The organism is Streptomyces sp. NPDC060028 (assembly GCF_042736725.1).
Classification (GTDB): Bacteria; Actinomycetota; Actinomycetes; order Streptomycetales; family Streptomycetaceae; genus Streptomyces.
Genome location: NZ_JBHWVJ010000072.1, coordinates 14101 through 39756 on the forward strand (window position 1 = coordinate 14101; position 25656 = coordinate 39756).

The 25656-nt window shown below is 73.2% G+C and carries 23 protein-coding genes; 10 read left to right on the forward strand and 13 right to left on the reverse strand.

Annotated features, from left to right (window positions below; all coding sequences use genetic code 11):
• Positions 1 to 26: 26 nt before the first annotated feature.
• From ACFWBF_RS28330 to ACFWBF_RS28345, 4 genes are all read right to left on the reverse strand, one after another.
• On the reverse strand, positions 27 to 1310 hold the full coding sequence (locus ACFWBF_RS28330; protein ID WP_385606871.1) for a beta-ketoacyl synthase N-terminal-like domain-containing protein: 1284 nt from the start codon (positions 1308 to 1310) through the stop codon (positions 27 to 29).
• Positions 1307 to 2578: a beta-ketoacyl-[acyl-carrier-protein] synthase family protein gene (locus ACFWBF_RS28335; protein WP_385606873.1), complete on the reverse strand. Its 1272-nt coding sequence runs from the start codon at positions 2576 to 2578 to the stop codon at positions 1307 to 1309. Before ACFWBF_RS28335 ends, ACFWBF_RS28330 begins: the two co-directional genes overlap by 4 nt.
• Entirely contained in the window at positions 2575 to 3018 is a 444-nt protein-coding gene (locus ACFWBF_RS28340) for a cupin domain-containing protein (RefSeq protein ID WP_385233272.1), read from the reverse strand. The genes ACFWBF_RS28335 and ACFWBF_RS28340 overlap by 4 nt, the downstream gene beginning before the upstream one ends.
• Before the next feature lie 95 nt (positions 3019 to 3113).
• Entirely contained in the window at positions 3114 to 4301 is a 1188-nt protein-coding gene (locus ACFWBF_RS28345) for a SchA/CurD-like domain-containing protein (RefSeq protein ID WP_385606875.1), read from the reverse strand.
• A 272-nt stretch (positions 4302 to 4573) separates the two neighbouring features.
• On the opposite strand from ACFWBF_RS28345, the gene ACFWBF_RS28350 reads away from it, so the two are divergent.
• Complete coding sequence (locus tag ACFWBF_RS28350) at positions 4574 to 6202, forward strand: FAD-dependent oxidoreductase (protein ID WP_385606877.1); 1629 nt, start codon at positions 4574 to 4576, stop codon at positions 6200 to 6202.
• Positions 6203 to 6306: 104 nt separating this feature from the next.
• On the opposite strand, the gene ACFWBF_RS28355 is transcribed toward ACFWBF_RS28350, so the two are convergent.
• Positions 6307 to 6525, reverse strand: a complete 219-nt coding sequence (locus ACFWBF_RS28355) for an acyl-CoA carboxylase epsilon subunit (protein ID WP_385606901.1) — start codon at positions 6523 to 6525, stop codon at positions 6307 to 6309.
• A 261-nt stretch (positions 6526 to 6786) separates the two neighbouring features.
• Here ACFWBF_RS28355 and ACFWBF_RS28360 point away from each other — a divergent pair, with 261 nt between their 5' ends.
• Positions 6787 to 7146, forward strand: a complete 360-nt coding sequence (locus ACFWBF_RS28360) for a DUF6204 family protein (RefSeq protein ID WP_385606879.1) — start codon at positions 6787 to 6789, stop codon at positions 7144 to 7146.
• A 49-nt stretch (positions 7147 to 7195) separates the two neighbouring features.
• On the opposite strand, the gene ACFWBF_RS28365 is transcribed toward ACFWBF_RS28360, so the two are convergent.
• A complete protein-coding gene (locus tag ACFWBF_RS28365) occupies positions 7196 to 7855 on the reverse strand; it encodes a DUF4360 domain-containing protein (protein WP_385606881.1) in 660 nt (219 codons plus the stop codon).
• A gap of 217 nt (positions 7856 to 8072) precedes the next feature.
• Between ACFWBF_RS28365 and ACFWBF_RS28370 the strand changes: the two genes are divergently transcribed.
• The gene (locus ACFWBF_RS28370) at positions 8073 to 9890 is read left to right on the forward strand and encodes a galactose oxidase-like domain-containing protein (protein WP_385606883.1); all 1818 of its coding nucleotides are present in this window, start codon (positions 8073 to 8075) and stop codon (positions 9888 to 9890) included.
• 12 nt (positions 9891 to 9902) lie between these two features.
• Here the strand turns inward: ACFWBF_RS28370 and ACFWBF_RS28375 are convergent, their stop codons facing one another.
• On the reverse strand, positions 9903 to 10508 hold the full coding sequence (locus ACFWBF_RS28375; RefSeq protein WP_385606885.1) for a TetR/AcrR family transcriptional regulator: 606 nt from the start codon (positions 10506 to 10508) through the stop codon (positions 9903 to 9905).
• A gap of 80 nt (positions 10509 to 10588) precedes the next feature.
• Between ACFWBF_RS28375 and ACFWBF_RS28380 the strand changes: the two genes are divergently transcribed.
• Positions 10589 to 11719: an FAD-dependent oxidoreductase gene (locus ACFWBF_RS28380; RefSeq protein WP_385606886.1), complete on the forward strand. Its 1131-nt coding sequence runs from the start codon at positions 10589 to 10591 to the stop codon at positions 11717 to 11719.
• Here the strand turns inward: ACFWBF_RS28380 and ACFWBF_RS28385 are convergent.
• The 3 genes from ACFWBF_RS28385 to ACFWBF_RS28395 form a co-directional block, all read right to left on the reverse strand.
• Positions 11698 to 12300, reverse strand: coding sequence for a HutD family protein (locus ACFWBF_RS28385; RefSeq protein WP_385606888.1), 603 nt, complete (start codon positions 12298 to 12300; stop codon positions 11698 to 11700). The two genes, ACFWBF_RS28380 and ACFWBF_RS28385, sit on opposite strands and share 22 nt — an antisense overlap.
• A 148-nt stretch (positions 12301 to 12448) precedes the next feature.
• Positions 12449 to 13993 carry an aldehyde dehydrogenase family protein gene (locus ACFWBF_RS28390; protein ID WP_385606890.1) on the reverse strand — a complete coding sequence of 515 codons (1545 nt, stop codon included), beginning with the start codon at positions 13991 to 13993 and terminating at the stop codon, positions 12449 to 12451.
• A gap of 334 nt (positions 13994 to 14327) precedes the next feature.
• Complete coding sequence (locus ACFWBF_RS28395; RefSeq protein WP_385606891.1) at positions 14328 to 15845, reverse strand: MFS transporter; 1518 nt, start codon at positions 15843 to 15845, stop codon at positions 14328 to 14330.
• A gap of 137 nt (positions 15846 to 15982) precedes the next feature.
• Between ACFWBF_RS28395 and ACFWBF_RS28400 the strand changes: the two genes are divergently transcribed.
• On the forward strand, positions 15983 to 16423 hold the full coding sequence (locus ACFWBF_RS28400) for a MarR family winged helix-turn-helix transcriptional regulator (protein WP_385606893.1): 441 nt from the start codon (positions 15983 to 15985) through the stop codon (positions 16421 to 16423).
• A 53-nt stretch (positions 16424 to 16476) separates the two neighbouring features.
• On the opposite strand, the gene ACFWBF_RS28405 is transcribed toward ACFWBF_RS28400, so the two are convergent.
• Positions 16477 to 16863: a hypothetical protein gene (locus ACFWBF_RS28405; RefSeq protein WP_385606894.1), complete on the reverse strand. Its 387-nt coding sequence runs from the start codon at positions 16861 to 16863 to the stop codon at positions 16477 to 16479.
• Positions 16864 to 17007: 144 nt separating this feature from the next.
• Here ACFWBF_RS28405 and ACFWBF_RS28410 point away from each other — a divergent pair, with 144 nt between their 5' ends.
• From ACFWBF_RS28410 to ACFWBF_RS28420, 3 genes are all read left to right on the forward strand, one after another.
• A complete protein-coding gene (locus ACFWBF_RS28410) occupies positions 17008 to 17202 on the forward strand; it encodes a DUF5302 family protein (RefSeq protein WP_385232723.1) in 195 nt (64 codons plus the stop codon).
• A 252-nt stretch (positions 17203 to 17454) separates the two neighbouring features.
• The gene (locus ACFWBF_RS28415) at positions 17455 to 17865 is read left to right on the forward strand and encodes a rodlin (protein WP_385606896.1); all 411 of its coding nucleotides are present in this window, start codon (positions 17455 to 17457) and stop codon (positions 17863 to 17865) included.
• Between the two features lie 182 nt (positions 17866 to 18047).
• Positions 18048 to 18971, forward strand: a complete 924-nt coding sequence (locus tag ACFWBF_RS28420) for a glycoside hydrolase family 19 protein (RefSeq protein WP_385606898.1) — start codon at positions 18048 to 18050, stop codon at positions 18969 to 18971.
• A 3-nt stretch (positions 18972 to 18974) separates the two neighbouring features.
• On the opposite strand, the gene ACFWBF_RS28425 is transcribed toward ACFWBF_RS28420, so the two are convergent.
• Positions 18975 to 21737, reverse strand: coding sequence for an AAA family ATPase (locus ACFWBF_RS28425; RefSeq protein ID WP_385606899.1), 2763 nt, complete (start codon positions 21735 to 21737; stop codon positions 18975 to 18977).
• A gap of 217 nt (positions 21738 to 21954) precedes the next feature.
• Entirely contained in the window at positions 21955 to 23724 is a 1770-nt protein-coding gene (locus ACFWBF_RS28430) for a S8 family serine peptidase (protein WP_385606902.1), read from the reverse strand.
• Between the two features lie 459 nt (positions 23725 to 24183).
• Here ACFWBF_RS28430 and ACFWBF_RS28435 point away from each other — a divergent pair, with 459 nt between their 5' ends.
• Together ACFWBF_RS28435 and ACFWBF_RS28440 are read left to right on the forward strand one after the other, a co-directional pair.
• The gene (locus tag ACFWBF_RS28435) at positions 24184 to 24768 is read left to right on the forward strand and encodes a TetR/AcrR family transcriptional regulator (RefSeq protein ID WP_385606900.1); all 585 of its coding nucleotides are present in this window, start codon (positions 24184 to 24186) and stop codon (positions 24766 to 24768) included.
• Positions 24768 to 25592: an alpha/beta fold hydrolase gene (locus ACFWBF_RS28440; RefSeq protein ID WP_385606904.1), complete on the forward strand. Its 825-nt coding sequence runs from the start codon at positions 24768 to 24770 to the stop codon at positions 25590 to 25592. Before ACFWBF_RS28435 ends, ACFWBF_RS28440 begins: the two co-directional genes overlap by 1 nt.
• The last annotated feature ends 64 nt before the right edge of the window (positions 25593 to 25656 follow it).

Below are 25656 nucleotides of genomic sequence, written 5' to 3' on the forward strand. Positions count from 1 at the left end.
GCGTCTCACTTCCTACGAGGGGACTGCTACATGGGGGTTGTGGTGCCCTTTCGGATGACGAGCGCGGCGTTGGAGCCCATCAGGCCCCGGCTGAGGACGAGCGCGGTGCGCAGCTCCGCTGGGCGGGCGCTGCCGGTCACCACGTCGAGGTCGTGGCACACGTCGAACACGTTCGGCGTGGGCGGGAGGATGCCGTGCTCCAGGGCGAGGACGGCGGCCGCCGTGTCGAGGGCGGGCGCGGCGCAGTACGCCCTGCCGGTACCGGTCTTGGGGGCCGTCACCGGCACCTTCCGCCCGTGTGCGCCCAGGGCGTCGGCGATGGCGGCCGCCTCCGCGCGGTCGGCCTGCGGGGTCCCGAGCGCGTCCGCGAAGACCACGTCGATCTCCTCGGGTGCGCAGCCGGCGTCCCGCAGTGCGCCCCGGATCGCGTGGGCCAGGCCCTCGCCGGAGGCGTCGGGGTTGCGCGGGCCGGTGAAGGTCGCGCCGTGGCCGGCCAGTACGGCGCGGACGGGGGCGCCGCGGCGGCGGGCCGCCGCCTCGGCCTCCACGAGGAACATCGCGCCGCCCTCGGCGGGGACGTAGCCGCAGGCCTTGTCGGTGAACGGCCGGTACGCCCGCTCCGGGTCCTCGTGCGTGCTCAGCGCCTCGTAGCCGAGCTGGCAGACGATGGAGTACGGGGCGAGCGGCGCCTCGGTGGCTCCGACCAGCATGGCCCGGCTGCCCTGGCGGATCGCCCGGGCCGCGTGTGCGAAGGCGTCCAGACCGCCCGCCTCGTCGCTGGCCACGACCCCGCAGGGGCCCTTGAGGCCGCGGCGGATGGAGATCTGGCCGGTGCTCGCGGCGTAGAACCAGGCGATCGACTGGTACGGGCCGACGTAGCGGGGGCCTTGCTCCCACAGTCGTTGCAGCTCGCGCTGCCCGAACTCGCCGCCGCCGGATCCGGCCGCCGTGACGACGCCGACGGAGAAGGGGTCGTCCTCGTAGTCGGCGCGGCCGAGCCGGGCGTCGTCGAGGGCGAGGTCGGCCGCGGCGAGGGCGTGGTGGGTGAACCGGTCGGTCTGGACGAGGTAGCGCTCCTCGACCAGGGCGCCCGGATCGAAGCCGCGGACCTCGCCCGCGACCCGCAGCGGGAGGTGCTCGCACCCCTGGCGGGTGACGCGGCCCAGTACGCCGACGCCGGATTCGGTCGCTTTCCAGAAGGCCTCGGCGCCGATGCCGTTGGGGGCCACGACCCCGATGCCCGTGATGACCGTAGGACTGTTCCCGCTGCTCCCGCTCTTCCCGCTCTTCCCGCTCTTCCCGCTGCTCACGAGACCGCCTCCTTGGGCTGGGTCATGACGACGGCGGACTGGAAACCTCCGAAACCGCTGCCGACGGAGAGCACGCTGCGCAGCTTGCGACCGCGCGCGGTGCGCGGTACGTAGTCCAGGTCGCACTCGGGGTCGGGGGTCTCGTAGTTGGCCGTCGGTGGGACGACCTGGTGGGTCATGGCCAGGACGCAGGCGGCGAGTTCGATCGCCCCGATGGCGCCGAGCGAGTGCCCCACCATGGATTTGATGGAGGTCATCGGCGTCTTGTAGGCGTGCTCGCCCAAGACTCGCTTGACGGCCGCCGTCTCGTGGCGGTCGTTCTGCTTGGTCCCGGATCCGTGCGCGTTGACGTAGTCGATCTCGGTGGGGTCGATCCGGGCCTGCCGGAGGGCGGTTTCTATCGCGTGGGCCATCTCCAGCCCCTCGGCCGTCAGCCCGGTCATGTGGTGGGCGTTGCCGAAGGTGGCGTAGCCGCTGATCTCGCAGTAGACGGTCGCACCGCGGGCGCGGGCGTGTTCCAGCTCTTCGAGGACGAGGACGGCGCCGCCCTCGCCGAGGACGAACCCGTCGCGGTTGGCGTCGAACGGCCGGGATGCGTGCGCGGGGTCGTCGTTGTTGGGCGAGGTCGCCTTGATGGCGTCGAAGCAGGCCACGGTGATCGGCGACACGGGTGAGTCCGAGGCACCCGCGATGCACAGGTCCATCCGCCCCTCGGCGATGGAGTGGACGGCGTACCCGATGGCGTCGAGTCCGGAGGTGCAGCCGGTGGAGACGGTCTGCACCGGGCCGCGCGCTCCCGTCTGCTCCGCCACGGCGGAGGCCAGGGTGGCCGGGGTGAAGGCCCGGTGCAGGTGCGGCCCGGCGAGGCGGTGGTCCACGTCCCACCAGGCTCCGGACTGGCTGACCGCCACGTAGTCGTGTTCCAGGCGGGTGGTGCCGCCCACGGCCGTGCCGAGGGAGACGCCGGTGCGCCAGGCCTCGTCCGAGGTGAGGTCGAGACCCGCGTCGCGTACGGCCTCCCGCGCGGCGACCAGGGCGAACTGGATGTACCGGTCCGCCCGGGCCGCTTCGTCGGAGGTGAGGCCGTGCTCGGCGGGGTCGAAGTCGACCTCTGCGGCTATCCGGGAGCGGAAGCCGGTCGGGTCGAAGAGGGTGATGCCGCGCGTCGCCGTACGGCCGTTGGACAGCAGGTCCCAGAAAGCGGAGACGCCTATCCCGCCCGGAGCCACGACGCCGACTCCGGTGACGGCCACCCGCCGGCGGGTCACGACACCACTCCCGTCCGGTCCGGCGGCCGCTCCCAGGCGGAGCCCTCCGGGTGGACGGCGTCCTCGGTGTCGACGTGGCCGAGTTCCGGGCGCGGGGCCAGCGGGCCGAGGTGGAAGACCATGCGGGCCTCGGTGTCCCCGACGTTGCGGAAGCGGTGGCGCACGTTCAGCGGGACCAGCAGGCCCTGGTCGGTGCGCAGCGGGTGGGCCTCGCCGTCGAGGTCGACCTCCAGCATCCCGGCCACCACGTACACGAACTCCTCGGAGTACGGGTGGTAGTGCTCGGCGATGTGCTCCCCGGGGGCCATGATCGCCAGGCCCATGAAACCGCTGGTACTGCCCACCGAGGTCGGGGTGAGCACGGCCCTCAGGTCGCCGCCGCGCCTGGTGTTGGGCTGCGTCTCGCTGAGGTCCACGATGCGTGGGCGATGTCTGGTCATGACGGGTTCCTCCTGGCGGGTGGTAGGCCTGGACGGGGTGGGGTGGGGTGGGGGTGGGAGTGGGAGTGGGAGTGTCCGGGGCGGACCGAAGGGGTTCAGCGCTCGGCGGGGGCCCGGCGGTCGGTGATCGGGCTCATGGCGTGGCGGGCCGCGGAGAGGGTGGGCCCCTCGCCGGGCCGCCCGGCCGTGGCGCTCTTGCCGGACTTGCCGCTCTTGCCGGCCTTGCCGGACTTGCCGGCCTCACCGGCGGGCGCGGCCATCAGGCGGGCGAGCACGCCGGCCTTGCGCGGGTCGTGCACCCCGAAGGCGGTCTCGAGGTCGGCGCCCTGCGGGCCGCGCACGTCGACGAGGCGTACGACGATGTCGTCACGCTGGAAGATGCTGCTGCTGACGGTGGCGCCGCCCTGCACGTGGGCCGCGGCTTCGTCCTGCCGCGCCAGGAACTTGGCGAGCGCCGGCCCGCAGCCGGGCTTGGCCGGGTAGAAGAGCGCGTGGCGCCGTACGTCGTCGGCGTCCGCCTCGTCCGCCTCGTCCGCGGCGACGTGGTGGACGGCCGGGAGCGCGGCGCGCATGAAGAACATCCGGGCCGACTCGGGGTCGCCCAGGTCCCGGTCCTGTTCCAGGTACGGGTTGATGGCCTCCTCGACGGCGCGCACCTCGGGCTGCTCCGACACGTGCCGCAGCGCCGCCATCAGGTCGCCGCGGACCTCTACGGTCCGTACGACCCGGTTGCCGTGCATGAACAACGAGGTGCGGCACAGCCGCGTGTGGTCGTCGACCCGGGCGGCCGGGGAGGCGTAGCTGGAGAGGATGGCCGCCACCGTCTTCTCGCTGCCCGGCTTGACGGTGAAGGTCAGGGCGTGCCGGACGATGCCGGCGCCGAGGCGGGGCGCGCCCTGGAGCCGGGCGAGTCCCGGGCGCCCCGCGTGGTCGTAGCCCCGGCCGGTCTCGCGGAGCACGGTGTACTTGAGCGGGCGCATGGCACGGGCGCAGGCGCCCAGCGGCCGTACCTGCTCGGCGTGGTGCTCGCTGTTGACCCAGGCGAGGTACTGCGGGGCGCTCTCCCACTCGCTGGTGATGAGCCACTGCGAGGGGTTCTCGAAGGACTGGCAGAGCTGGTCGCTGATGTGGCCCGGGACGGCCGCGATGTCGTGCCGCAGCTGTTCGTACGCCTCGAAGAACCGCTGCTGGGCCCCCTCGTGGAGGTCCATCAGCAGGACGACCCGGAGCATGGAGCCGTCGAAGGCCGACTGTGACACCCGTTCGGACAGGGTGGTTGTCATTGCTCACTCCTTCGTGAGGACGTGGAGTTCCATCGCGTACGGACCCTCGTCCGCAGTCGGTGGTGGCCCGCCCCGCCGGCAGCCGCCTCGTGGGGTGTGGCAGACCGGCGTGTCTCAGGGGGAACCGCTGTCGCTCATCGTCATCCGGGGGCGGACCTACCGCTACATCTCCGGATCAAGCGGGTGACAACCGGCGTATCTCCTGGGCCTGGCTGCCGATCGGGGGCATAAAGAGTCCACTCCCCCACACAGAAAACAGGAGCCCGCAGCTGATGGAAGACAACGCCGATGTGTCCGTACCGGTCCTCGTCGTGGGCGGCTCCCTCGTGGGTCTGTCCACCTCGCTGTTCCTGAGCCGCCACGGCATCAGGCACATGGTCGTCGAGAAGCACTCGGGTACGTCCGACCACCCGCGCGGCCGCGGGATCAACGCCCGCACCATGGAGCTGTTCCGCGTGGCCGGGGCCGAGGGCGCGATCCGTCAGGCGGCGTCCGCGCTGGAGAACAACGCGGGCATCCTCCAGACGGAGTCGCTGACCGGCGACAACCACAAATGGCTGGTCAAGGCGATCGACCCGTCCGGCGCCCTGAGCCGCTTCAGCCCGACGGGCTGGTGCGTGTGCAGCCAGAACAACATCGAGCCGATCCTGGCCGCGCAGAGCAGCACCCAGGGCGCCGACGTACGGTTCTCCACCGAGCTGATGAGCTTCGACCAGGACGCCACCGGGGTGAGCGCCCTGGTCAAGAACCGGGAGACGGGCGAGCACCTCACCGTGCGCGCCGACTTCCTGATCGCGGCGGACGGCCCGCGCAGCCCCGTACGGGAGCAGCTGCGGATCCCCCAGACGGGCAGCGGCGAGCTGTTCCACAACGTGAGCATCACCTTCCGCTCGGAGCGGCTGATCGAGGCGCTCGGCGACCTGCGCTTCATCGTGTGCTACCTGATGAAGCCGGGCGCCGACGGGGCGCTGCTCCCGGTGGACAACCACACGCAGTGGGTCTTCCACGCGCCGTGGCACCCGGACACCGGCGAGACCCTGGAGGACTTCACCGACGAGCGCTGCGCGGAGCAGATCCGCCGCGCGATCGGCGTACCGGACCTGGACGTGGTGATCGGCGGCAAGGCGCCCTGGCACGCCGCCGAACGGGTGGCGGTGCGGTACTCGGACGGCCGGGTCTTCCTGGCCGGGGACGCGGCCCACGAGATGTCCCCGACCGGCGCGTTCGGCTCGAACACCGGCATCCAGGACGCGCACAACCTGGCCTGGAAGATCGCGGCGGTGCTGGACGGCTCGGCCGGCATCGAGCTGCTCGACACGTACGAGGCCGAGCGGCTCCCGGTGGCGCGGGCGACCGCCGAGCGGGCCTCGGCCCGTTCGGCCGAGCACAGCCACCCGGGGTACGTGCCGCCGCCCACCATGGGCGGCGGGCCGGGCAGCGGGGTCCTCACCACGGCGATGGGCTACTGCTACCCGCAGGGGGCGACCGTCGGCGGCGACGCCGGACGGCCCGTCATCCCCGAGGCGCTGCACCTGAAGGGCGACGTCGGCACGCGGGCACCGCACATGTGGCTGACCCGCGGTGACGGGCGGATCTCCACCCTGGACCTGTACGAGCGCTCGTTCGTGCTGCTCAGCGGGGCGGGGACGCCTTGGCAGGCGGCGGGCGAGGAGGTGGCGCGGCGGCTGTCGGCGCGCCTGGACGCCTACACGATCGGGTCCGCAGGGGCCGACCTGGTCCAGGAGGCAGGGGCCGACTGGGCCGAGGTCCACGGGCTGACGGACGCGGGCGCGGTGCTCGTACGCCCCGACGGGTTCGTGGCGTGGCGCTGCGAGGGGGCGGTGGGCGATCCCCGCGCCGAGCTGATGGAGGCCATGTCGCAGGTGCTGCGCCGGGCCTGAGCGGCCGGTTTCGCCGTCGCCCGCCCGTCGGCCGCGCGAGTGCGGCCGACGGGCGGGTACGTTCCGTGGCAGGCGTTCAGTGGCAGGCGTTCGGGGGCAGGCGTTCAGCGGCAGGCCCAGCAGCCCGCCCAGCAGCCCGCGTTCACGTGCGGGCGCCGGGAGCGGCGGGGAGCGGTGTGCGCGCCGCGGGCCGGAGCGTCGGCGATCCGGCGGGCGACGCAGGCGACGACGACCGCGACGGCGGCGAGTTCCTCGGGCACGGCCAGTCCCCTCTCGACACGGAGCAGGCTGGCTATCGGGGCGTCGGGGGCATCCTTGGGCATCGACACGGCTTCTCCTCCGGGGAGGTCGCACGGGTCCTCGTCGGGTCACCAGGACTCCGGACGCAGCCGACGCTACAAGCGGGCCCGGCCCCCGGCATGCCGGGCCATCGGCATCGGGCGGGGCTTCTGCCCAGGTCACGGGCCTGCTCCGGCGCCCGGGCCGGGGCCGCGCCCGGGGCTGGGGCGTTGGGCCGTCGGAGTGGTTGCGGGCCCGCGGAAATCCCGGTGCGCGCTTCGCCCGCGGCGGCCTAGGGTGCGGGGATGAGCATCCGCACCTTCCGCATCACCGTCCGCGGCTCCTTCGACGGGCTCACCGACGAACAGCGCGCCGAGCTGCTCGCGGTCGCGCCCGAGCACGACATGCTGCGCGCCGAGTTCACTCCCGAGGGGGACCTCACGTACGACCTGGCCGCGCGGCCGTTCTTCACCTTCCGCTTCCTCGACTCGGGTGAGGCGGAGGAGGACATCCTGGACGCCACGGCCCGCGCCGAGCTGGCGGCGGAGAGCTGGCTGACCGAGCGCGGGTACGGCTTCAAGCGGCTCACGTCCCAGGCGCAGGACCTCTCCCTGGCTCCGCAGAGCAAGCGCCAGCGGCAGGCCGCGGCCCGCGGCAACGCCTGACGGCGCCCCCGCGGGGGCGCCGTCAGGGTACGCGGGGTACTCAGGCGGCTCAGCGGGCCGGGCACCGCTTCCAGGAGAAGTGGTACACGCTGTTGATGCTGCCGTCCGTGGAGTCGAGCGCCATGTAGCTGGTCTTCGCCGGGTCGGAGGCCCCGACCTCGGCGCGCAGCTCGGTGTTGATGTTGAAGTTGCGCTGCGCGCCGCAGGGCGCGAAGACGAGGGCCTCGACGCCCGTGGTGTCGGTGGCCTGCCAGTTGTCGTCGAGCTCACCGTTGAACTTGTGGGTGCGGTACGCGGTCTGGCTCATGCCCTGGAAGTAGTAACTGGCCTTCTGCGTACCGATCGCGCCGTCCTGAAGACTGCCGAAGCCGCGGTAGTCGACCTGGGCCACCGCGTACGTGTAGCCCTGCGGGACGTGGACGAGCAGGGAGAGCAGGCAGTTCTTGCGGCCTTCGACCGCGGGGGCGCCCCCGCCGGCGGCGGCCACGTACTCGCTGTAGGTGACCGTGAAGGCGGAGTTGTCCGGGGACACGGCGACGGTGGCGCTGCCGGGACGGCAGCCCGAGCCGTTGATGCTGGCGACGTCCACGGTCACCTGGTCAGAAGGCGCCGAGGGGGTGGTGGCCCCGGCCGAGGGGGCGAGGCCGAGGCTGAGGAGGGTTCCGGTCACGGCGGCGGCGCTGAGCGCGGCACGGAGCGATGTGATCACACGGCCATGGAAGCCGCCCGCGGCCGGACCGGGACGTGACCGGGTGCGCGGGCTCACTCCGATGGCCGGGCGGATTCACCGCAGAAACGTTCGGGCAGCGAGCGGCAGACCGCCGAACGGCCCAGTCGCGCGGCACCGGACCGCGTCGGACCGGAAATGAAGGTGGTCATTTCCTAATATGGGCGACTCGCAGGAAGGACCTGCGGGGAGGAGCCCCATGCGCCGCCTGCACCGGTCCGCCCTGGTGTCCGCCAGTGTGATCACCATCCTCGCCCTGCTCACCCCGGCCGCTCACGGCGCACAAGCCGCGCCCGCCCACGACGGCGGCAGCGGCCGCGACGACGGCGAGTCCCTCGTACTCGGCGAGGACCACGCGCGGGCCCACTCCGGGCTGCGGCTCGCGGTCAAGGGCGCCGGGCAGTATCCGCAGGCGAAGCGCACCACGAGCCTGGAGTCGCTGCGGACCTCCCAGCGCGAGGCCAACGCGGGTTTCGACGCCGCGCGGTTCGGCCGGTTCACGGACTACTTCCCCTCCCCCGACTTCGGCGTGCACACCGCCCTGCTCCCCACGGGCAAGGTGCTGCTCTTCTCCTTCGAGCGCGTGGAGGTCGATCCCACCAAGGAGACCGGGCCCACCGACCGGATCGGCAGGACGAACGCCGGCCGCGCCTACCTGTGGGACCCGGCCAAGGGGACCGGGGCGCGGTCGTTCAAGAAGGTCACGCCGCCGATCGTGCTGATGCCCGACGGTACGTACGTCCCGCGTCCGGCGCCGTTCTTCTGCGCCGGGCACTCCTTCCTGCCCAACGGCATGCTCGGGGTGTTCGGCGGCAACGTCGGCGGCAAGGGCGGCAGCGGAGCCAAGCTCTCCTTCGTGTTCGACCCGTGGACCGAGACCTGGTACCGCAACCGTGACATGTCGGTCGGCCGCTGGTACCCGTCGGTCGTCACCGGCCCGGACGGGCGCCAGCTCATCATGTCCGGCCAGTCCGAGCGGGGTACGGGCACGCCCACACCGGTCGTCGAGCGGTTCCCGGCACTCGGCCGGCCGGTGCCCTGGGGGCGGTACGACATCCCGCTGAACGTTCCCGTGGAGCGGTTCCGGGCCGACGCGCCGTTCCGCAACGACTATCCGCACCTGTTCTCGCTGCGCGACGGCATGGTCTACGGCCTCGGGCGCGACGCGGACCAGCAGTGGCTCTTCGACCTGGTCAAGCAGACCCGTACGGATCTGCCCAGGCGGCCCGCCGACTTCCGCGGCTACGGGTCCGCCGTGCCGCTGCCCGCGGGCTTGCGCGGCCCCGACTCCGTGCTGGTCCTCGGCGGCGACCCGCGCGATCCGAACACGTACCGGCTGTCGGGCGGGAAGTGGACCACCGAGGAGCCGCGGGCCTTCGGCCGTACGCAGGACGACACCCTGATCCTGCCGGACGGCACGCTGCTGACGGTCAACGGCGCCCTCGACACCCGCAATTACGGGTACGGGCCGTTCAACCCGAAGGCCGATCTCAAGTACCGGCAGATCGAGCTGCGCGACGAGCGGGGCCACTGGCGGCTCGGGCCGGTGCAGCGGCTGCCCCGGGGGTACCACTCCAACGCCCTGGTCCTGCCGGACGGCCGGATGATGGTCACCGGGGACGAGCTCCAGCAGATCGCCAACGACCCCGACATCAAGGACCGGATGGACGGCAGCATCGAGCTGTACGAGCCCTCCTACCTGCACCGGGGCGGCCGGCCGGCGCTCGACGGGGCGCCCGCGGGCGAACTCGCCCACGGGGCCGCCTTCCAGGTCACGAGCTCCACCGCCGCCACGGTCACCCGAGCCGTGCTGCTGGCGCCGACCACGGTCACCCACTCGGTGAACACCAGCCAGCGCCATCTGGAGCTGCCGATCACCGGGGTCCGGGGCCGCACGATCGGCCTGCGGACACCGGCGACGGCGGCCGACGCCCCTCCCGGGTACTACATGCTGTTCCTGCTCGACGCGAAGGGCGTCCCCAGCGCGGCGAAGTGGATCAAGCTGGGCGTCCGCTGACCCGGGTCACCGTCAGACGTCGGGCCAGCCGCGCTCGAGGTGGGCGAAGGCGAGGTCCAGGGCTGCCCGGGGGTCGGGCCGGGCGCCGGCGAGGTCGGGGAGCTCCAGGACGTAGCGGGCCAGGATGCGCAGCGAGACCTCGTCCTCGTCGCGTCCGCACGCCTCGGCGATGACCCGGGCCAGGGCCTCCTCGCAGCCGGTCCACAGGGACCTGGCGTAGGCGCGCAGTGCGGGGGTGGCGATCACGAGCCGCGTCTTCTGCCGGTGCTCCGGGCCCCGGTCGAGGGCGAAGGGGCCCCGGCCCTCGAGGAAGCGGTGCAGGGCTTCCAGGACGGACCACCCCTGCGGGCGTTCCCGTACCGCCCGCGTCAGGGCGGCCTCCCTTTCGGCGCCGTCCTCGAGGATCAGCGCCTCCTTTCCGCCGGGGAAGTGCACGAAGAGGGTGGCCAGGGCGGTGTCGGCGGCCTCGGCGATCTCGGCGACCTTCACCTGGTCGAAGCCCCGCTCCAGGAAGAGCCGCAGGGCCGCGTCGGCGAGGGCCTGGCGCGTTGCGGCCTTCTTGCGTTCACGCCGCCCGACGACGTCGGGTTCTGCCGCCGCCTTGTCCGTCCGTGTCATGCGCCCAGCATAGATCCCTCCGGAACGACTCCGAAACTGTATCGGTTGCACTTTCAGAGTGACTATGTTCTTCTGGAGGCATGAGCACCCACCACCCCATCGCCATCGTCGGCGCCGGCCTCGGCGGCCTGACCCTCGCCCGCGTCCTGCACGTGCACGGGATCGAAGCGGTCCTCTACGACCTCGACGCCTCGCCCACCGCCCGCGCCCAGGGCGGCATGCTCGACATCCACGAGGACTCCGGCCAGAGCGCCCTGCGCGCCGCGGGCCTCCACGAGGAGTTCCGCGGCCTCGTCCTGCCCGGCGGGCAGGCCACCCGCGTCCTCGACCGGCACGCCACCGTCCGCTCCGAGGACGACGGCGAGGACGGCAGCCGCCCGGAGGTGAGCCGCGGCGCCCTGCGCGACCTGCTGCTCGGCTCCCTGCCCGACGGGGCGATCCGCTGGGGTGCCAAGGCCGCCGGGGTACGCACCCTCGACGACGGCCGCCACGAGGTGACGCTGGCCGACGGCGGCACCTTCACCGCGGATCTGCTCGTCGGCGCGGACGGCGCCTGGTCGAAGGTCCGTCCGCTGGTCTCGGACGCCGTGCCGGCCTACTGCGGGCTGTCCTTCGTGGAGGCGCACCTGCCCGACGCCGACGCCCGTCACCCCCGCAGCGCAGCCCTGGTCGGCGGCGGGATGCTGTTCGCGCTGGGCGAGGACAAGGGCTTCCTGGCCCACCGCGAGAGCGACGGCGCCCTGCACGTGTATGCCGCGCTGCGCGTCGCGGCCGACTGGGCCGGCGACGGCGCCGCCGTCACCAAGTCCGCGGTCCTGGAGCACTTCGCCGACTGGGACGAGGAGTTGCGCTCCCTGGTCGCCGACGGCGAGGGCCCGCTCGTGTCCCGGCCGATCCACGCGCTGCCCGTCGGGCACCGCTGGGCGCGCGCCGCCGGGGTGACCCTGCTCGGCGACGCCGCGCACCTGATGTCCCCGTTCGCCGGGGAGGGCGCGAACCTCGCCCTGCTCGACGGAGCCGAGCTCGCCCTGGCGCTCGTCGCCCACCCCGGGGACGTGGAGCGCGCCCTCGCCGCCTACGAGGAGGCGCTGTTCCCGCGCTCCGAGGCCGCCGCGGCCGAGTCGGCGCGGAACCTCGAACTGTGCTTCGCCCCCGACGCGCCGCAGGGGCTGCTCGACATGTTCGCCTCCTACGGCGCGCCGGTGGGCTGAGTCCGCTCGCGGGGCCCGAACCGGACGACCGCCGCGCGCCCCGGGACCCGTACCCGGCAGAGCGGCGCACCGGTGACCAAGGCCGCGTCGTACGGGCCCAGTTCGGCGCCGTGGTCGTCGAGGTGCGCCGTACCCTCCAGGGCCACGACCAGGAGGGTCCCGCCCGGCGGGAGGGCGAGCAGGAGGTCGCCGCGGACGACGGCGGTATCGGCCGTCACGGAGTCCCTGCGGTACATCACGTTGAAGTTCACGACCGGGCCGTCGAGCAGCCGGCAGTCCGTCTTCCGGTCGCCGGGGAACCGCTGGGGCGTGTAGCGCCGGTCCACGAGGCGGCGTACGCCCTCGATGGCGAGGTCCATGCCCGCGCCCTCGGCGAGGGTGAGCGTACGGTCGACCCCGGGAAAGGCGGAGAACGGGCCGTCGGCGGTGACGTCGGCGAGGCTGACCCGCCACGCGAAGTCGTCCATGCCCGCGCCCTCGGGCCAGGCGGCGATCTCCCGGGTGACTCCCCCGCCGTTCTTCCAGCCGGCCGCCGGGCGGTCGGCCGCCCGCAGGATCCGGACCGTGTCCGCGCTGGTCATACCGCCCGCCCTTCCGGGCCCGGGTACGTCCCCGGGCCCGGCCGAGCTTATCCGGCGGCCCGGGCAGGGTCGCCCGGGCGGCCGCCTCAGGCACGCAGGGCGGTGGTGAACCAGGGCGGCCACGGCCTCCGGTACGGAGGCCTCCCGGTCACGGCATCAGCTGGTACTCGGGGAAGTTGCCCGGGAGCCGTTCGCCCTCGGGGCCGTTGGTCACCGCGTGGACCAGCAGCTCGCCGCCGACGAAGGCGCCGCGCCAGGAACCGCCGAAACCGCCGAAGAGCTCTTCGCGGTCGCCGCGCGAGCGGGGCTTGCCGTGGCCGATCTTGAAGGCGCGGATCTGCGGGGCGAGGCGGGAGAAGGTGGCCGGGTCGTCGGTGGAGAGGGTGGCGACGAGCGCCCCGTTGGAGGCGTTCATGGCGGCCAGCAGTTCGGCCTCGGTGTCCACGAGGACGATGGTGTCCACGGGGCCGAAGGGTTCCGCGTGGTAGAGGGGCGAGGAGGCCGGCGGGCTCAGCAGGGTCAGCGGGGCCACGTAGGCGGAGGTGTCCTGGCCGGGCAGGAACCGGGCCGGGTCGAGGGAACTGCGGAAGAGCGGTACGGCGCCGCGCTCGACGGCCTCGGCGGCGTGGTCGGTGAGCTCCTTGGCCTTGGCCGCGTTGATGAGGGGGCCGAAGTCCAGCTCGGGCAGGGCGTCGTCGGGGTGCGCGACCGCGAGGGGGTGGCCCGTACGGACGGACGCGACGGCGGGCAGGTAGGCCGCGAGGAAGGCGTCGAAGGCGGTGCGCTGGACGACGAAGCGGGGGTAGGCGGTGCAGCGCTGCTTGCCGTAGTCGAAGAGCTTGGGGATGACGGCGCTCAGGGAGTCCCAGTCGGTGTGCTCCCAGATGCCCCAGCTGTTGAGGCCCTCTTGTTCGAGGATGTGGCGCTTGCCCAGGTCGGTGACGGCAGTGGCGATGCGGGCGCCGGTGTCGCGGCCGCCGACGAAGGAGACGCAGCCGACCTCCGGCGAACGGACGAGGGCCTCGGAGAGCTCGCTACCGCTGCCGCTGACGAGGGTCACGGGGATGGACTCCCGGCGGATCAGCGCGCAGGCGAGGGTGAGGCAGGCGAGGCCGCCGTCGGTCGGGGTCTTCGCGATGACGGCGTTGCCCGCGAGGGCCTGCACCAGCATGGCGTGGACCAGCACCGACATGGGGTAGTTCCAGCTGGCGATGTTGGAGACGGGGCCGTCGAGCGGGGTCCGGCCCTCCAGCATGGTCTCGATGTTCTCCACGTACCAGCGCACGCCCTCGATGGCGCGGTCGACATCGGCCTGGGCCAGGCGCCAGGGCTTGCCGATCTCCCAGACCAGGAGGAGGGAGAGCAGCTCCCGGTGCTCCGTCAGCGCGTCGAGGGCGGCGCTGACGCGGGAGCGGCGCTCGGGAAGCGGGACGTGCCGCCAGGCCCGGTGCTGGTCCAGGCTCGCCCGTACGGCCCGGGTGGCCGCGGCGGCGTCCAGGCGCGGCGGGCCCGCGATGGGGCTGCCGTCGATGGGGCTGGTGGCGGGCAGGGAGCGGCCGTCGGACTGCCAGGTGCCGCCCCAGAGGTTCAGGACGCGGTCCTCGTGGAAGGCCTCGGGGGCCACGGCCAGGGCCCGCTGCCAGGCGTCGGACCAGGCCGTGCCGGGCTTGAGGGCGAGGGTCGGGTGTACCATCTGCGGTTCTCCGCTCAGTGGGTGGGCGGGGCATGAGGTGGCTCGCGGTGGGGCCGCCCCGCGCACCGGGCGGCCCGTACTGACGAGGCTAGAACGTGGCGTGGCCCGACCGTAAGTACGGCCGGGCGGCATGAACGCTCTCACCTCTCGACGGCGAGTCACTTGAGCACCAGCCGGGCCGTCCGGGCCGGGGTGGACCCGACGGCCGCCCCGGCCGCCTTCCTGACGCGGGCACCCGCCCCCGCGAACACGGCGGCGGGGCCCGGTCCGGCGGGGTGTGTCCCCCGCGCCGGCGGGCCCTTCTGCCGCGCGCGCACGCGGGGGGCGGGTCAGCTCAGACCGCGTCGACCTTGCCGGGCGCCTCGGCGGCTGCCGCCGCCTCGGCCGGCTTCGCCTGCGGGCTCGCCTCGACGATCCGGGGCCCGTGCTGTCCGCGCAGGCCGATGCCGCTGATCACCGCGACCAGGCCGAAGGCGATGGCCCCGATGGCGAAGGTGAGGGTGAACCCCGATTCGGCGGGCAGCGCGGGAACTCCCGCCGGCAGGTGCTCGATCGTCTTGGAGGCCAGGATGGTGGTGACCACGGCGCTGCCGATCGCACTGCCGGTGGAGCGGGAGATCGAGTTGATGCCGTTGGCGATGCCGCTCTGGTGGTGCGGGACGCTGGCCATGATCACCGCGGGCATGGCGGCGTAGCCGAAGCTGACGGCCGCGCCGACGACCAGACCGGCGCCGATCACCGAGGCGCTGTGGCCGTGGTCCAGCGCGAGCCAGCCGAAGCCCGCTGCGCCGAGCGCGGCGGCCAGGGCCAGCGCGACGCGCGGACCGCGGTGGCGTACGAGCTGGCCGCCGACGGGCGAGGCGAGGAGCGAGACGATCGCGCCGGGCAGCAGGAACTCCACGGAGGCGCGCAGGATCGAGGCGTCGAAGCCGTAGCCGGTCAGGGCCTTGGGCATCTGGACGAGGTAGGAGACGCCCAGGAAGTTCGCGAACATGCCGAAGCCGACGAGGATGCCGGCCAGGTTCGCCATGAGCACCGGACGGTGGATGAACATGCGCATGTCGACGAGGGGTTCGCGGACCTTGAGCTCGGTCAGCACCCAGACGGCCGTCATGACGGCCGCGCCGGCGAAGCTGCCCAGCGTACGGCCGGAGGCCCAGCCCCACTCGTGGCCCTGCGAGATGGGCAGCAGGAGCAGCAGGAGGGCGATGCCGAGGGTCAGCGCGCCGAGGAAGTCGGTGCGGCCGCCGGTCTTGTGCCGGGTCGCGGGGACCAGGAAGAGGACGGCGAGCAGCGCGAGGACCGCGAAGCCCGTCGCCATCCAGAAGGCGTTGCGGTAGTCGGCGTCGGCGCCGGAGGTCAGCAGGCCGGTGGCGACGAGCGCGAGGCCGCTGCCGAACGCGAGCGTGCCGCTGACCAGGGCCATCGCACCGGGGAGCTTCTGCGGGCGGACCTCTTCGCGCAGGACGGACAGGGCCAGCGGGAAGATCGCGGTGGCGGCTCCCTGGAGCACTCGGCCGAGGATCAGCAGCGGCAGCGAGGACGCCAGCGCGGCGACGACGGAGCCCGCCACCATGACGCCGAGCACGGCCACCAGCGTCGGCTTCTTGCCGTGCTGGTCGCCGAACCGGCCGAGCAGCGGGGTGAAGACGGCCGCGGACAGCAGGGTGGCCGTGGTCACCCAGCTGACGTTGGCGGTGGTGGTGCCGAGGTCGTTGCGGATCAGGCCCAGGATCGGGACGGGCAGGGTCTGCATCATCGACACGACCATGGCGGCCAGGCTCAGGGCGAAGACGATGACCGTCTCGTTCCTGGTGCCGGTGTCCGGGGTGGCTGAGGTGGTGGGGCTCATGGCAGGGAGGACCTTCTTAGTGCTTCAGATCACAGATGTTTGATGTCATCAAGTAACTCCACAGACGGTACTTCTCAATAGTTAAGGTGGTCAAGTAAAAGGTTGATAATGTCAAACACCTTGAGTACGCTTCGAGCATGAGCGCCACCACCCCCTACGCCCCCACCAAGCTGGAGCTCCTGGAGCTGCTCGCCGCCATTGGCACGGCCCAGTGGCGCGATTTCGCGGCCGCCGCGGCCCACCACGGCCTCACTTCCACGCAGGCCAGGGTCCTCGCCCAGCTGAACGGCCCGCTGCCCATGCGCGGCCTCGCCACCCTGCTGGTGTGCGACGCCTCGAACGTCACGGGCATCGTCGACCGCCTGGAGGCCCGCGACCTGGTGCGCCGTGAGGCGGACCCCTCCGACCGGCGCGTCAAGAACGTCGTGGCGACCGAAGCGGGCCGCGAGGTGATCCGCCGGGTGCGCGCCGAGATGCAGGCCACGCACGGCGCCCTCGACACCCTGGACGAGACGGAGAGCGCGACCCTCTACGCCCTGCTGGAGCGCCTGCGCCCGGCGATGGAGAAGAACGCCTGACCGCCTGACCAGGGCGCATGCACAAAAAGGAGACCGCTTTACGGGCCGACGGACTATACGAGTCCGAGTCCGCGCGGCGGTACGAACAGGTGCGCGGCCCGGTGCTCCGCGGCCACCAGGGCGGCGCTGGCCGAGAGCTCGGTCTTCGCGCTGCGGGCCAGGCGGAGCCGGTGGTCGCCGCAGCGCTCGCACTCCGGCGCCCAGTCGGGGAGCAGGTCCAGGTGCTCGGCGGCCATGTGGCGGGCGAGCCGGATCCGGGAGCCGGGGCCACTGTCCATGGGGTCCCAGTCCACCCCCCGCTCCCCCGTGAGGAACAGCTCCGCCATGGCGTCCTGGATCTCCCGCATCGAACGGTAGAGGCGGGCGCAGGTGGTGCAGCCGAACATCCAGGACGGAGGCACCGGCCAGACGTCCTCGGGGCTCAGCTCATCGGCACTCATGGCCGCCACCGTATCGGCGCCGTCCGCACCGTACGGCCGATCCGCCGTACCCGCCCCCGTCGGGGCTCCCGTGGAAGCCGCTGGCCAGGGGGAACGCCACCTGACAGACTGAAACGGCTTCAGACCGATCCAGGAGGACACACCATGGCAGAAGAGACCGACACCCCGCAGAACGAGTCGCCGGCCGACGAGGCCAAGCGCAAGTTCAAGGAGGCCCTGGAGCGCAACGCCCGCAATGCCCAGTCGCAGCAGTCCCACCAGAGCCGGGCCAAGATCCAGGGCCAGGGCGGCAACGGTCCCGGCGGCAAGAACAAGAAGGTCCGCCGCAAGACCGGCTGACCGCGGTCGGGGATCGCAGCAGCCGGCCTCGACGGGATCACCGACCGGACGTTCACGGGTCGGATCCGGTCGAGGGCGGCTCCCAGGTCGCACATCGGGTCAACCGGCCGACGACCGGGCTCCCCGGGGGAGTGCACCGATCGGCCACTCGGGTGACGGGCGATAACCCCCCGGCGCTCACGGGAGTTGAGCAGCCCGTCCCGCCGAGGGCAGCCATCCCATTGCGACAGTGCGACCGAAGGAATCCCCCACATGCTCAAGAAGTTCATGGCCACCGCAGCCGCCACCGCAGCCGTACTGGGCGCCGGTGCCGCCGTAGCCGCCCCGGCGATGGCGATCGGCAACGACGGCGGCGTCACCACCGTGAACGGCAACCACTCCGCGCAGATCTACGGCAACCAGGAGACCGACGGTGCGATGAGCCCGCAGCTGAGCGCCGTCCAGGGCTCGCTGAACAAGCTCTGCATCGGCCTTCCCGCGAAGGTGAACGCCCAGTCGATCCTCGCCGCGATCAACGTCGGCGTCCAGGACATCAACGTCCTCGCCAACCCGCAGAACCAGCAGTGCGCCGAGAACTCCACGCAGGCCAAGGGCGACGACTCCGCCTCGCACATCCTCAGCAACATCCCGATCCTCTCGGGCAACCTCTCCGCCGGCAGCTGATCTGCCGCACACCACACCGGCGCCGGTGCGAAGCCTTCGGGCAGCGCACCGGCGTCGGTGTGTTTGCGTACCCACGAGTACAGGACCTTTGGTCTAGACCTTGACAGGTCCAGACCATCTTCGCTTGAGTGTCGGTGAGTGCCTCCCCCCACGGCAACTCCCCCCACTCAAGGAGCAGTTCCATGATGCGTGCGCTACGCCGCCGTGCCCTCTCCCTGGCCGCCGCCGCGGCCGTCACCGCCGGCCTCGCCCTCACCCTCCCCGCCTCGCCCGCCGCCGCGGCCCCGGCCTGCGCCGGCGCCTGGGCCTCCTCGGCCGTGTACACGAACGGACTGAACGCCTCGTACGGCGGCCACAACTGGCAGGCCAAGTGGTGGACCCAGGGCGAGACGCCCGGCACCACCGGCCAGTGGGGCGTCTGGTCCGACCAGGGCGCCTGCGGTGGCGGCGGAGGCCAAGACCCGGACCCCGGCCCCGGCAATCCGTCCGGATTCGTGGTCAGCGAGGCCCAGTTCAACCAGATGTTCCCGAACCGGAACCCCTTCTACACCTACAACGGGCTGGTAGCGGCCCTGTCGGCGTACCCCGGCTTCGCCCACACCGGCGACGACACCGTGAAGCGGCGCGAGGCGGCCGCCTTCCTCGCGAACGTCTCGCACGAGACCGGCGGGCTGGTCTACATCGTGGAGCAGAACACCGCGAACTACCCCCACTACTGCGACGCGGGCCAGCCGTACGGCTGTCCGGCCGGGCAGGCCGCCTACTACGGGCGCGGGCCGATCCAGCTGAGCTGGAACTTCAACTACAAGGCGGCGGGCGACGCGCTCGGCATCAACCTTCTCGCCAACCCGTACCTCGTGGAACAGGATCCGGCCATCGCCATGAAGACGGCCCTGTGGTACTGGAACACGCAGAACGGGCCGGGCACCATGACCGCCCACGCGGCGATGGTGAACGGCGCGGGCTTCGGCGAGACCATCCGCTCCATCAACGGCTCGCTCGAGTGCAACGGCGGCAACCCGGCCCAGGTGCAGAGCCGGGTGAACGCCTACCAGAGCTTCACGCAGATCCTCGGCGTGACGCCCGGGAACAACCTCACCTGCTGACCGTCAGCGGATGCGCAGCGTGGTGGCCAGCTGGGCCCGGGAGCGCACGTCGAGCTTCTGGTAGATCCGGGTCAGCCGGGCCTCCACGGTCTTGACGCTGACGAACAGCTTCGCGGCCGCCTCCTGGTTGCTGGCGCCGTCGGCCACCAGGAGCGCCAGCCGGGCTTCCGCCTCCGTCAGGGCGGCCAGGGCGTGCGGGCTGCCCGCCTCGGCGGGGGACGGATCCCGGGCCAGTTCCGCCCAGGGGTGGGCCCCCGCCTGGGAGAAGGCCTCGGCCGCCGCCCGCAGCGCGTCCCGGGCGGGCGCGCGCCGGCGGCGGCGTCGCTCCACGCGGGCGAGCGCGAGGAGCGTACGGGCCCGCTCCAGCGGGAGCTGGAGCTCGGCGAACCGGCGCTCGGTCGCCTGGAGCAGGCCGACCGCCGCCTCGGCCTCGCCGCGCGCCGAAAGGCACAGGCCCCGGGCCCGGTCGAGGGCGGCGACCACGCTGGTGCGGCCCAGCGCCAGCGCGCTCGCGCGGACCGGATCGAGCAGCTCGGCGGCCTCGTCGGGGGCGTCCGCGGCGACCAGGGCCTCGGCCAGCTCCCCGTGCCAGCGCAGGATCGAGGGGTCCACGACCTGCTGGGCGGCCTCCAGTTCGGCGACGCGGCGCAGGGTGGCCACGGCTTTCGCGGCCTCGCCCGTGGCCAGCTCGACCAGGCCGAGGGCATGGAGGCTGCGGGAGAGGAAGACCTGGTCGCGTTCCTCCTCGGAGGCCTGGATGCCGCGCCGGGCGTATCCGGCGGCCCGCGCGAAACTGCCGCCCGTGGCCTCGGCCATCGCGGCGACGTACCACGCGGGGCCGGGCGACAGGCCCGCCTCGATGGTCAGCTGCAGGGCGCGGCGGGCGTGCGCGGAGGCGGTCGTGCACCTGCCGCGGCGCAGCTCGACCTCGGTGAGGCTGCGCAGCACCTCGAAGACGTCCTCGGCCGATCCGGTGCGCTGGACGGCGGGCAGCAGGCTCAGCAACTGTCTTCGGGCGTCGCCCAGGCGGTCGTCGAAGAGGGCGTGGCGTACGGCGAGGTACTGCGGCGCGTTGCGCATGCCGAGCGGCACCTCGGGGGCGGGCAGCGCGAGGGCCTCGGCGAGGATCTCCTCGGCGTCCGGGTCCCCGAGGATGCGGCCCATCCGGGCCCGTACGGTCAGGGCCATGGCTTCGGCGACCTGGTCGCCGCCGGCCGCGGCCAGGGCTCCGGCCTCGGCGGCGGCGTCGCGGGAGCGGACGGGGTCGCCGTCGCTGAGGTTGTGCTTCCAGGCGATCCGCAGCCGTACGGCGGCTTGCAGCGCGGGGTCGCCCTCGGCGTCGGCCATGGCGTAGGCGAAGGTTTCGTCGAGGTCGGCGAGGGCTTGACCTGCGGCGTCGATGACGGCGAGCCGGGCCCGGACCCGGTCGGCGGGCGAGGAATCGCGGGCCAGCACGGCGCGGGTGGCGCGGCGGGCCAGGTCGGCGCGGCCGGCCCAGCCCGCGTCCTCGGCGGCGGCGACGAGCCGGGCCAGCGACTCCCCCTGCAAGTGCGAGGGGGTGCGGTCGGCGGCGAGCAGACCCAGTTCGGCGGCGAGGGCCCGCTGGCCGCGGCGGCGGCAGGCCGCGGCGGCGTCGGCTATCTCGGCGGCGAGCCACTGGTCGGGGGTGTCCACCGCCAGCGCGCGGTGGCGTACGGCCTGCACGGGATCGGCGACGGCGGCGGCCAGGGCGGCGTGTCCGGCGGCGCGTTCGGGCCAGCCGGCGTCGGCGGCCAGGGCGGTGGGCAGCGCGCCGGCCGTGAAGGCGACCGCGCCGTCCTCGCCCACGGTCACGAGCGCGGCCCGTTCGGCCACGGCGAGTTCGGCTTCGGCGTGCGGGCGGCCGGCCCGGCGCAGCAGGGCGGTGGTGGGGCGGGCGGCGAGCGCGGCGAGCAGCAGGGTGCGGCGGGCCTCGACGGGCACCGCGGCGAGGAGCCGGCGTGCGACCTCGCGGGCCTGGCCGGAGACGGGCAGCGGGTCGGCGTGGTGGGCGCCGCCGTCGCGGGCCCCGGCGGCTTCGGCGAGGGAGTGACCGAGGGCGAGCGCGAGACGGGGGTTGCCTCCGCTGGCCTGGTGGATGCGGCCGGCGAGGCGGGCCGGGAGGCCCCGGCGGACGAGCAGTTCGGCCACTTCGTCGGCGCCGAGCGGGGGGACGCGTATCTCGGGGGTGCCGGGGCCGCAGAGGGGTTCGGCGACGGGGGCTCCGCCTTGGACGCATTCGGCCACGAGGACCCGTACCCGCGGCGGGGTCAGCCGCAGGGCGAAGCGGAGCAGATCGGTGCTCTCGGCGTCGAGCCATTGGGCATTGTCGAGGACGAGCAGGACGGGGCTGCGGACGGCGAGGGCGCGCAGCACCTCGACGACGGCCAGGCGCAGCGCGACGTGGTCGCGGCCGGCGCGGGGCGCGTCCGTCTCCCGGCGCAGGAGCGCGATGGCGGTGCGCTGGGGGCCGGAGAGCCGCTCCAGCGCGGCGGCGGGGACGGAGGCCAGCAGGGCGGCGGCGGATGCTTCCGGAATCCACCGGTCGGCGGCTTCGGGGGCGAGGCGCAGCACGCTGTCGTTACGGGCTTCGGCGGCGTCCGCGAGGGCCCGTACCACCTCGCTCTTGCCCGCTCCGGCGGGGCCGGTGAGCAGGGCCCGCCCGTGCCCGGTCAGTGCGCGGTCGACCTGCCTGACCAGCTCACCGTGTCCGACGGTCGTGTCAGCGTGCCCCGTCGCCGCCCCCACGCACAGCCACCAGCCTCTCGGTCTCCAGCTCCAGCCTGTGCCCTTCTTGTGAGACGCGACAATACGAGGTCGGATGCCCGGCGGGCCCGGATTGTGACGCAGAAATCAGTCACGTGACGGAAAAGCCCGGCGGACCTGCCGGTACGAGGTGTATCGGCAGGTCCGCGGGCTCATTTGGTCCGTACTATCGGCCCGTCAGGCCGGGCCGGCGGCCGGCTCAGAAGCCGAGGCTCCAGGAGTCGACGTAGCCGGTGTCACCGCCGGCGTTGTCGTTCACGCGCAGCTTCCAGGTGCCGTTCGCGAGCTCCGAGGAGGCGTTCACGGTGTACTCCTGGTTGATGTTGTCGGCGCTCCCGCCGGCGCGGTTGTGCACCGTGTACACGGTGCCGTCGGGGGCGACGAGGTCCACCTTCAGGTCACCGATGTAGGTGTGGACGATCTTCACGCCGACCTTGAGGGTGGCCGGGGCGTTGCCGCTGACCCCGCTGACGGTGATCGGGCTCTCCACGGTGGTGTTGTCACCGATGGCGAAGTCCGCGGTGTTCTCGAAGACCGGCGTGGTCGGGGTCGAGGTCACGGCGGTCACCGCGGCGGCCGCGTCGGCGAGGCCGGCGCCGCAGCCGCCGGTGCACGTGCCGGCGAGCGGGCGGGCGCTGCTCTTGACGGCCGACTCGACCTGAGCCGGGGTGAGCGAGGGCTTGGCGGCCACGAGGAGCGCGGCGAGGCCCGCGACGTGCGGGGCCGCCATGCTGGTGCCCTGGTACGGCTTGTAGATCTCGGCGCCGGGGGTGGTGGTGCCACCGTTCAGCGAGGAGAGGATGCCGTTCTCCGGGGTGGTGACGGTGCCGGGCGTGTCGGTGGCGCGGCGGGTCTCACCGCCCGGGGCGGCGACGTCGATGATGGCGCCGAAGTTGGAGTAGAAGGAGCGGTCGCCGGTGCGGTTGGTGGCGGCCACGTTGATGACGTTGTTGCAGCTGGCGGGCGAGAAGCCGGCTGCGTCGGCGTTGCTGTTGCCGGCGGCGACGACCACGGTCGTGCCACGGGCCACGGCGGCGTTGATGGCGTTCTGGTAGGTGGCGGTGCAGGCACCCGAGCCACCGAGGGACATGTTGATCACCTTGGCGGGGGTGGCGTTCGCCGGGACGCCCGCGACGGAGCCGCCGGAGGCCCAGGTGATGGCGTCGACGATGTCCGAGGTGGCGCCGCCGCACTTGCCGAGCACGCGGACGGGCTGGATCTTCGCGTTGTACGCGATGCCCGCGACGCCCTTGCCGTTGTTGGTCGCGGCCGCGATGGTGCCCGCGACGTGGGTGCCGTGCCAGGAGGAGTTGCTGGCCGTGGAGCCGGTGCCGCACTCGCCGGCCGCGCTCCAGTCGCCCTGGTCGGCCGGGTTGTTGTCGCGGCCGTTGCCGTCACGGGCGGCGGTGGAGCTGCTGATGAAGTCGTAGCCGGCGACGATGTTCGGGGCCACGTCCGAGTGGGTGACGTAGCCGGTGTCGATCACGGCGACGGTGACGCCGCTACCGGTGGTCTTGTCCCAGGCGGCGGGGACGTTCATGCCGGCGGTGGGCTCGAAGAGGTCCCACTGCTTGGCGTACTCGGTGTCGTCGGGGGTGGCCAGCGCGTAGGCGCGGGAGTCCGGCTCGACGTACGCGACGTCCGGGTCGGCGCGGAACTGGGCCATCACGTCGGCCGCGTCGGCGGCGGCGAGGGGAGCGCCGAGGGTGACGAGGGCGGCTCCGGTGCCGAGGCGGCGCTCGAACCGGGTCTTGTCGGCGCCCTTCTTGCCGGCCTTCTTGCCCTTGGCGGCGGCGTCGACGGAGGCCGCGTCGTTGGAACTGGCCTCGGTCGCCGAGGGCTTGTATCCGACGATCAGGTTCTCGACCGGGGCGGCCGCGGTCGCGGCCGTCGCGGCGGCGGGGGCGGGGTCCGCGGTGGCCAGCGCCATGGCGGTGGTGGCGGAGCCGGCGAGCAGGGTGACGGACATCGCCACCACGGATATGAGCCTACGTCTGGGTGCGTGCACAGTGTTCCCCTTCGCGGGCCGGTTCCGGGCAGGCCGGAGCGGCCGGTTTTGTGCAGTGTGGGAGGTGTGTCGGCGGCGACGGCGCCGGGACGGGCTGGTCGAACCCGCCCCGGCCACCGCTGCTCGCCTCGCTGCCCCGGCCGCGACGTCGGGGCGGGGCAACGGCGTGCCGGCGAGGAACCCTGCCGTTCCGCTTCGCACCATGTGGGGTTGGTACGCGGGCAGTTGGGCCGGGGAAGATCGCCGGTGGGCAGACAGTAGGCAACACCGGGATGAACGCGATACGGGGAAAACCCTTGTCCACCCCCTGCGGCACCCCCCGAGGGGCGCTTCGCACCGAAAGCCGTTGCGCCCAAAACCTAGATGCTCTAGCTTTTGACCTAGAGGCACTAGGCACTAGGCACCAGGAGGGGGTACCGCATGGTGCGCGCAGGGATCACGGTCGCCGGGCTGACCGAAGCGGCCGCCGCGATGGCGGACGAGTCAGGGCTCGACAGGGTCAGCCTGTCCGCGCTGGCGCGGCAGTTCGGGGTCAAGGACGCGAGCCTGTACTCGCACGTGCGCAACCTGAGGGAACTGCGCGTGCGGATCGCGCTGCTGGCCTCCGAGGAGATGACCGCGGGCATCGCGGCCGCCGTGGCGGGCCGAGCCGGCAAGGACGCCCTGGTGGCGTTCGCCGACGCGTATCGGGAGTACGCCCTCGCGCACCCCGGCCGCTACGCGGCCACCCAGATGCGGCTCGAGGCCGAGGAAGTGTCCGGCTCCGTCGGCTTTCGCCGCAGCGTCGAGCTGACCTACGGCATGCTCCGCGCCTACGGGCTCACCGAGCCGGACCTGACCGACGCGGGCCGCCTGCTGCGCAGCACCTTCCACGGCTACGTCCACCTGGAGCTGAGCGGCGGCTTCGGACACTCCCGCGACGTACGGGAGTCCTGGTCGCGCTCGCTCGACGCCCTCCACGCGGTCCTGGAGAACTGGCCGCCCCGACCCGATGGGAGCACATGATGACGCACATCCGGACCGGCACGCTGAAGGTGCCCGGAGCCACCCTGCGCTACGAGAGGCGCGGCAGCGGCCCGCTCCTGCTGCTGATCCCCGGCGGCGGCGCGGACGCCGGCCTGTTCGAGGGCATGGCACCCGCCCTCGCCGCCCGTTACACCGTGGTGTCCTACGACCCGCGCGCCCTGTCCCGCAGCCCGCTCGACGGCCCGCTCGCCGACCAGCGGGTCGAGGTGTGGAGCGACGACGCGTACCGGCTGCTCGAACTGCTCTCCCCGCACGAGCCCGCGTACGTCTTCGGCTGCAGCTCGGGCGCCATCGTCGCGCTGGACCTGCTGGCCCGCCACCCCGGGCGGCTGCGCCGCGTCGTCGCGCACGAGCCGCCCCTCGTGGAGGTCCTGGAGGACCCCGCACCGCACCGGCGGCTCTTCGCCGAGGTGCGCGGGACGTTCCGCGAGCGGGGGGCCGAGGCGGCGATGGCGCACTTCGCCGAGGGGCTGGGGGAACGGCCCGCCGAGCGGGCGACCGAACTGCCCGCGGACATCGCCGAGATGCTCCCCCGGATGCTCGCCAACATACCGGTCTTCCTGGAGCACGTGCTCTGCCCGTTCACCGCGACCGTGCCCGACGTCACCGCCCTGCGCGGCTCGGCGGACCGGCTGCTGCTGGCCGCCGGGCGGGACTCGCGCCAGGCGGCGCCGCTGTACGGTCCGGCCGCGCGGCTCGCCGAGCTGCTCGGCAGCGAGCTGGTGGAATTCCCCGGCGGGCACGTCGGCTGTACCGAGCACCCCAAGGAGTACGCCGAGAAGCTGGCCGCCTTGCTGGTCTAGTGCTGTGGTCGGAAAGGTTTGCCGGGGCGCGGTGTCCGGTGCGGTGCATCGCAAGGCGGAGGAC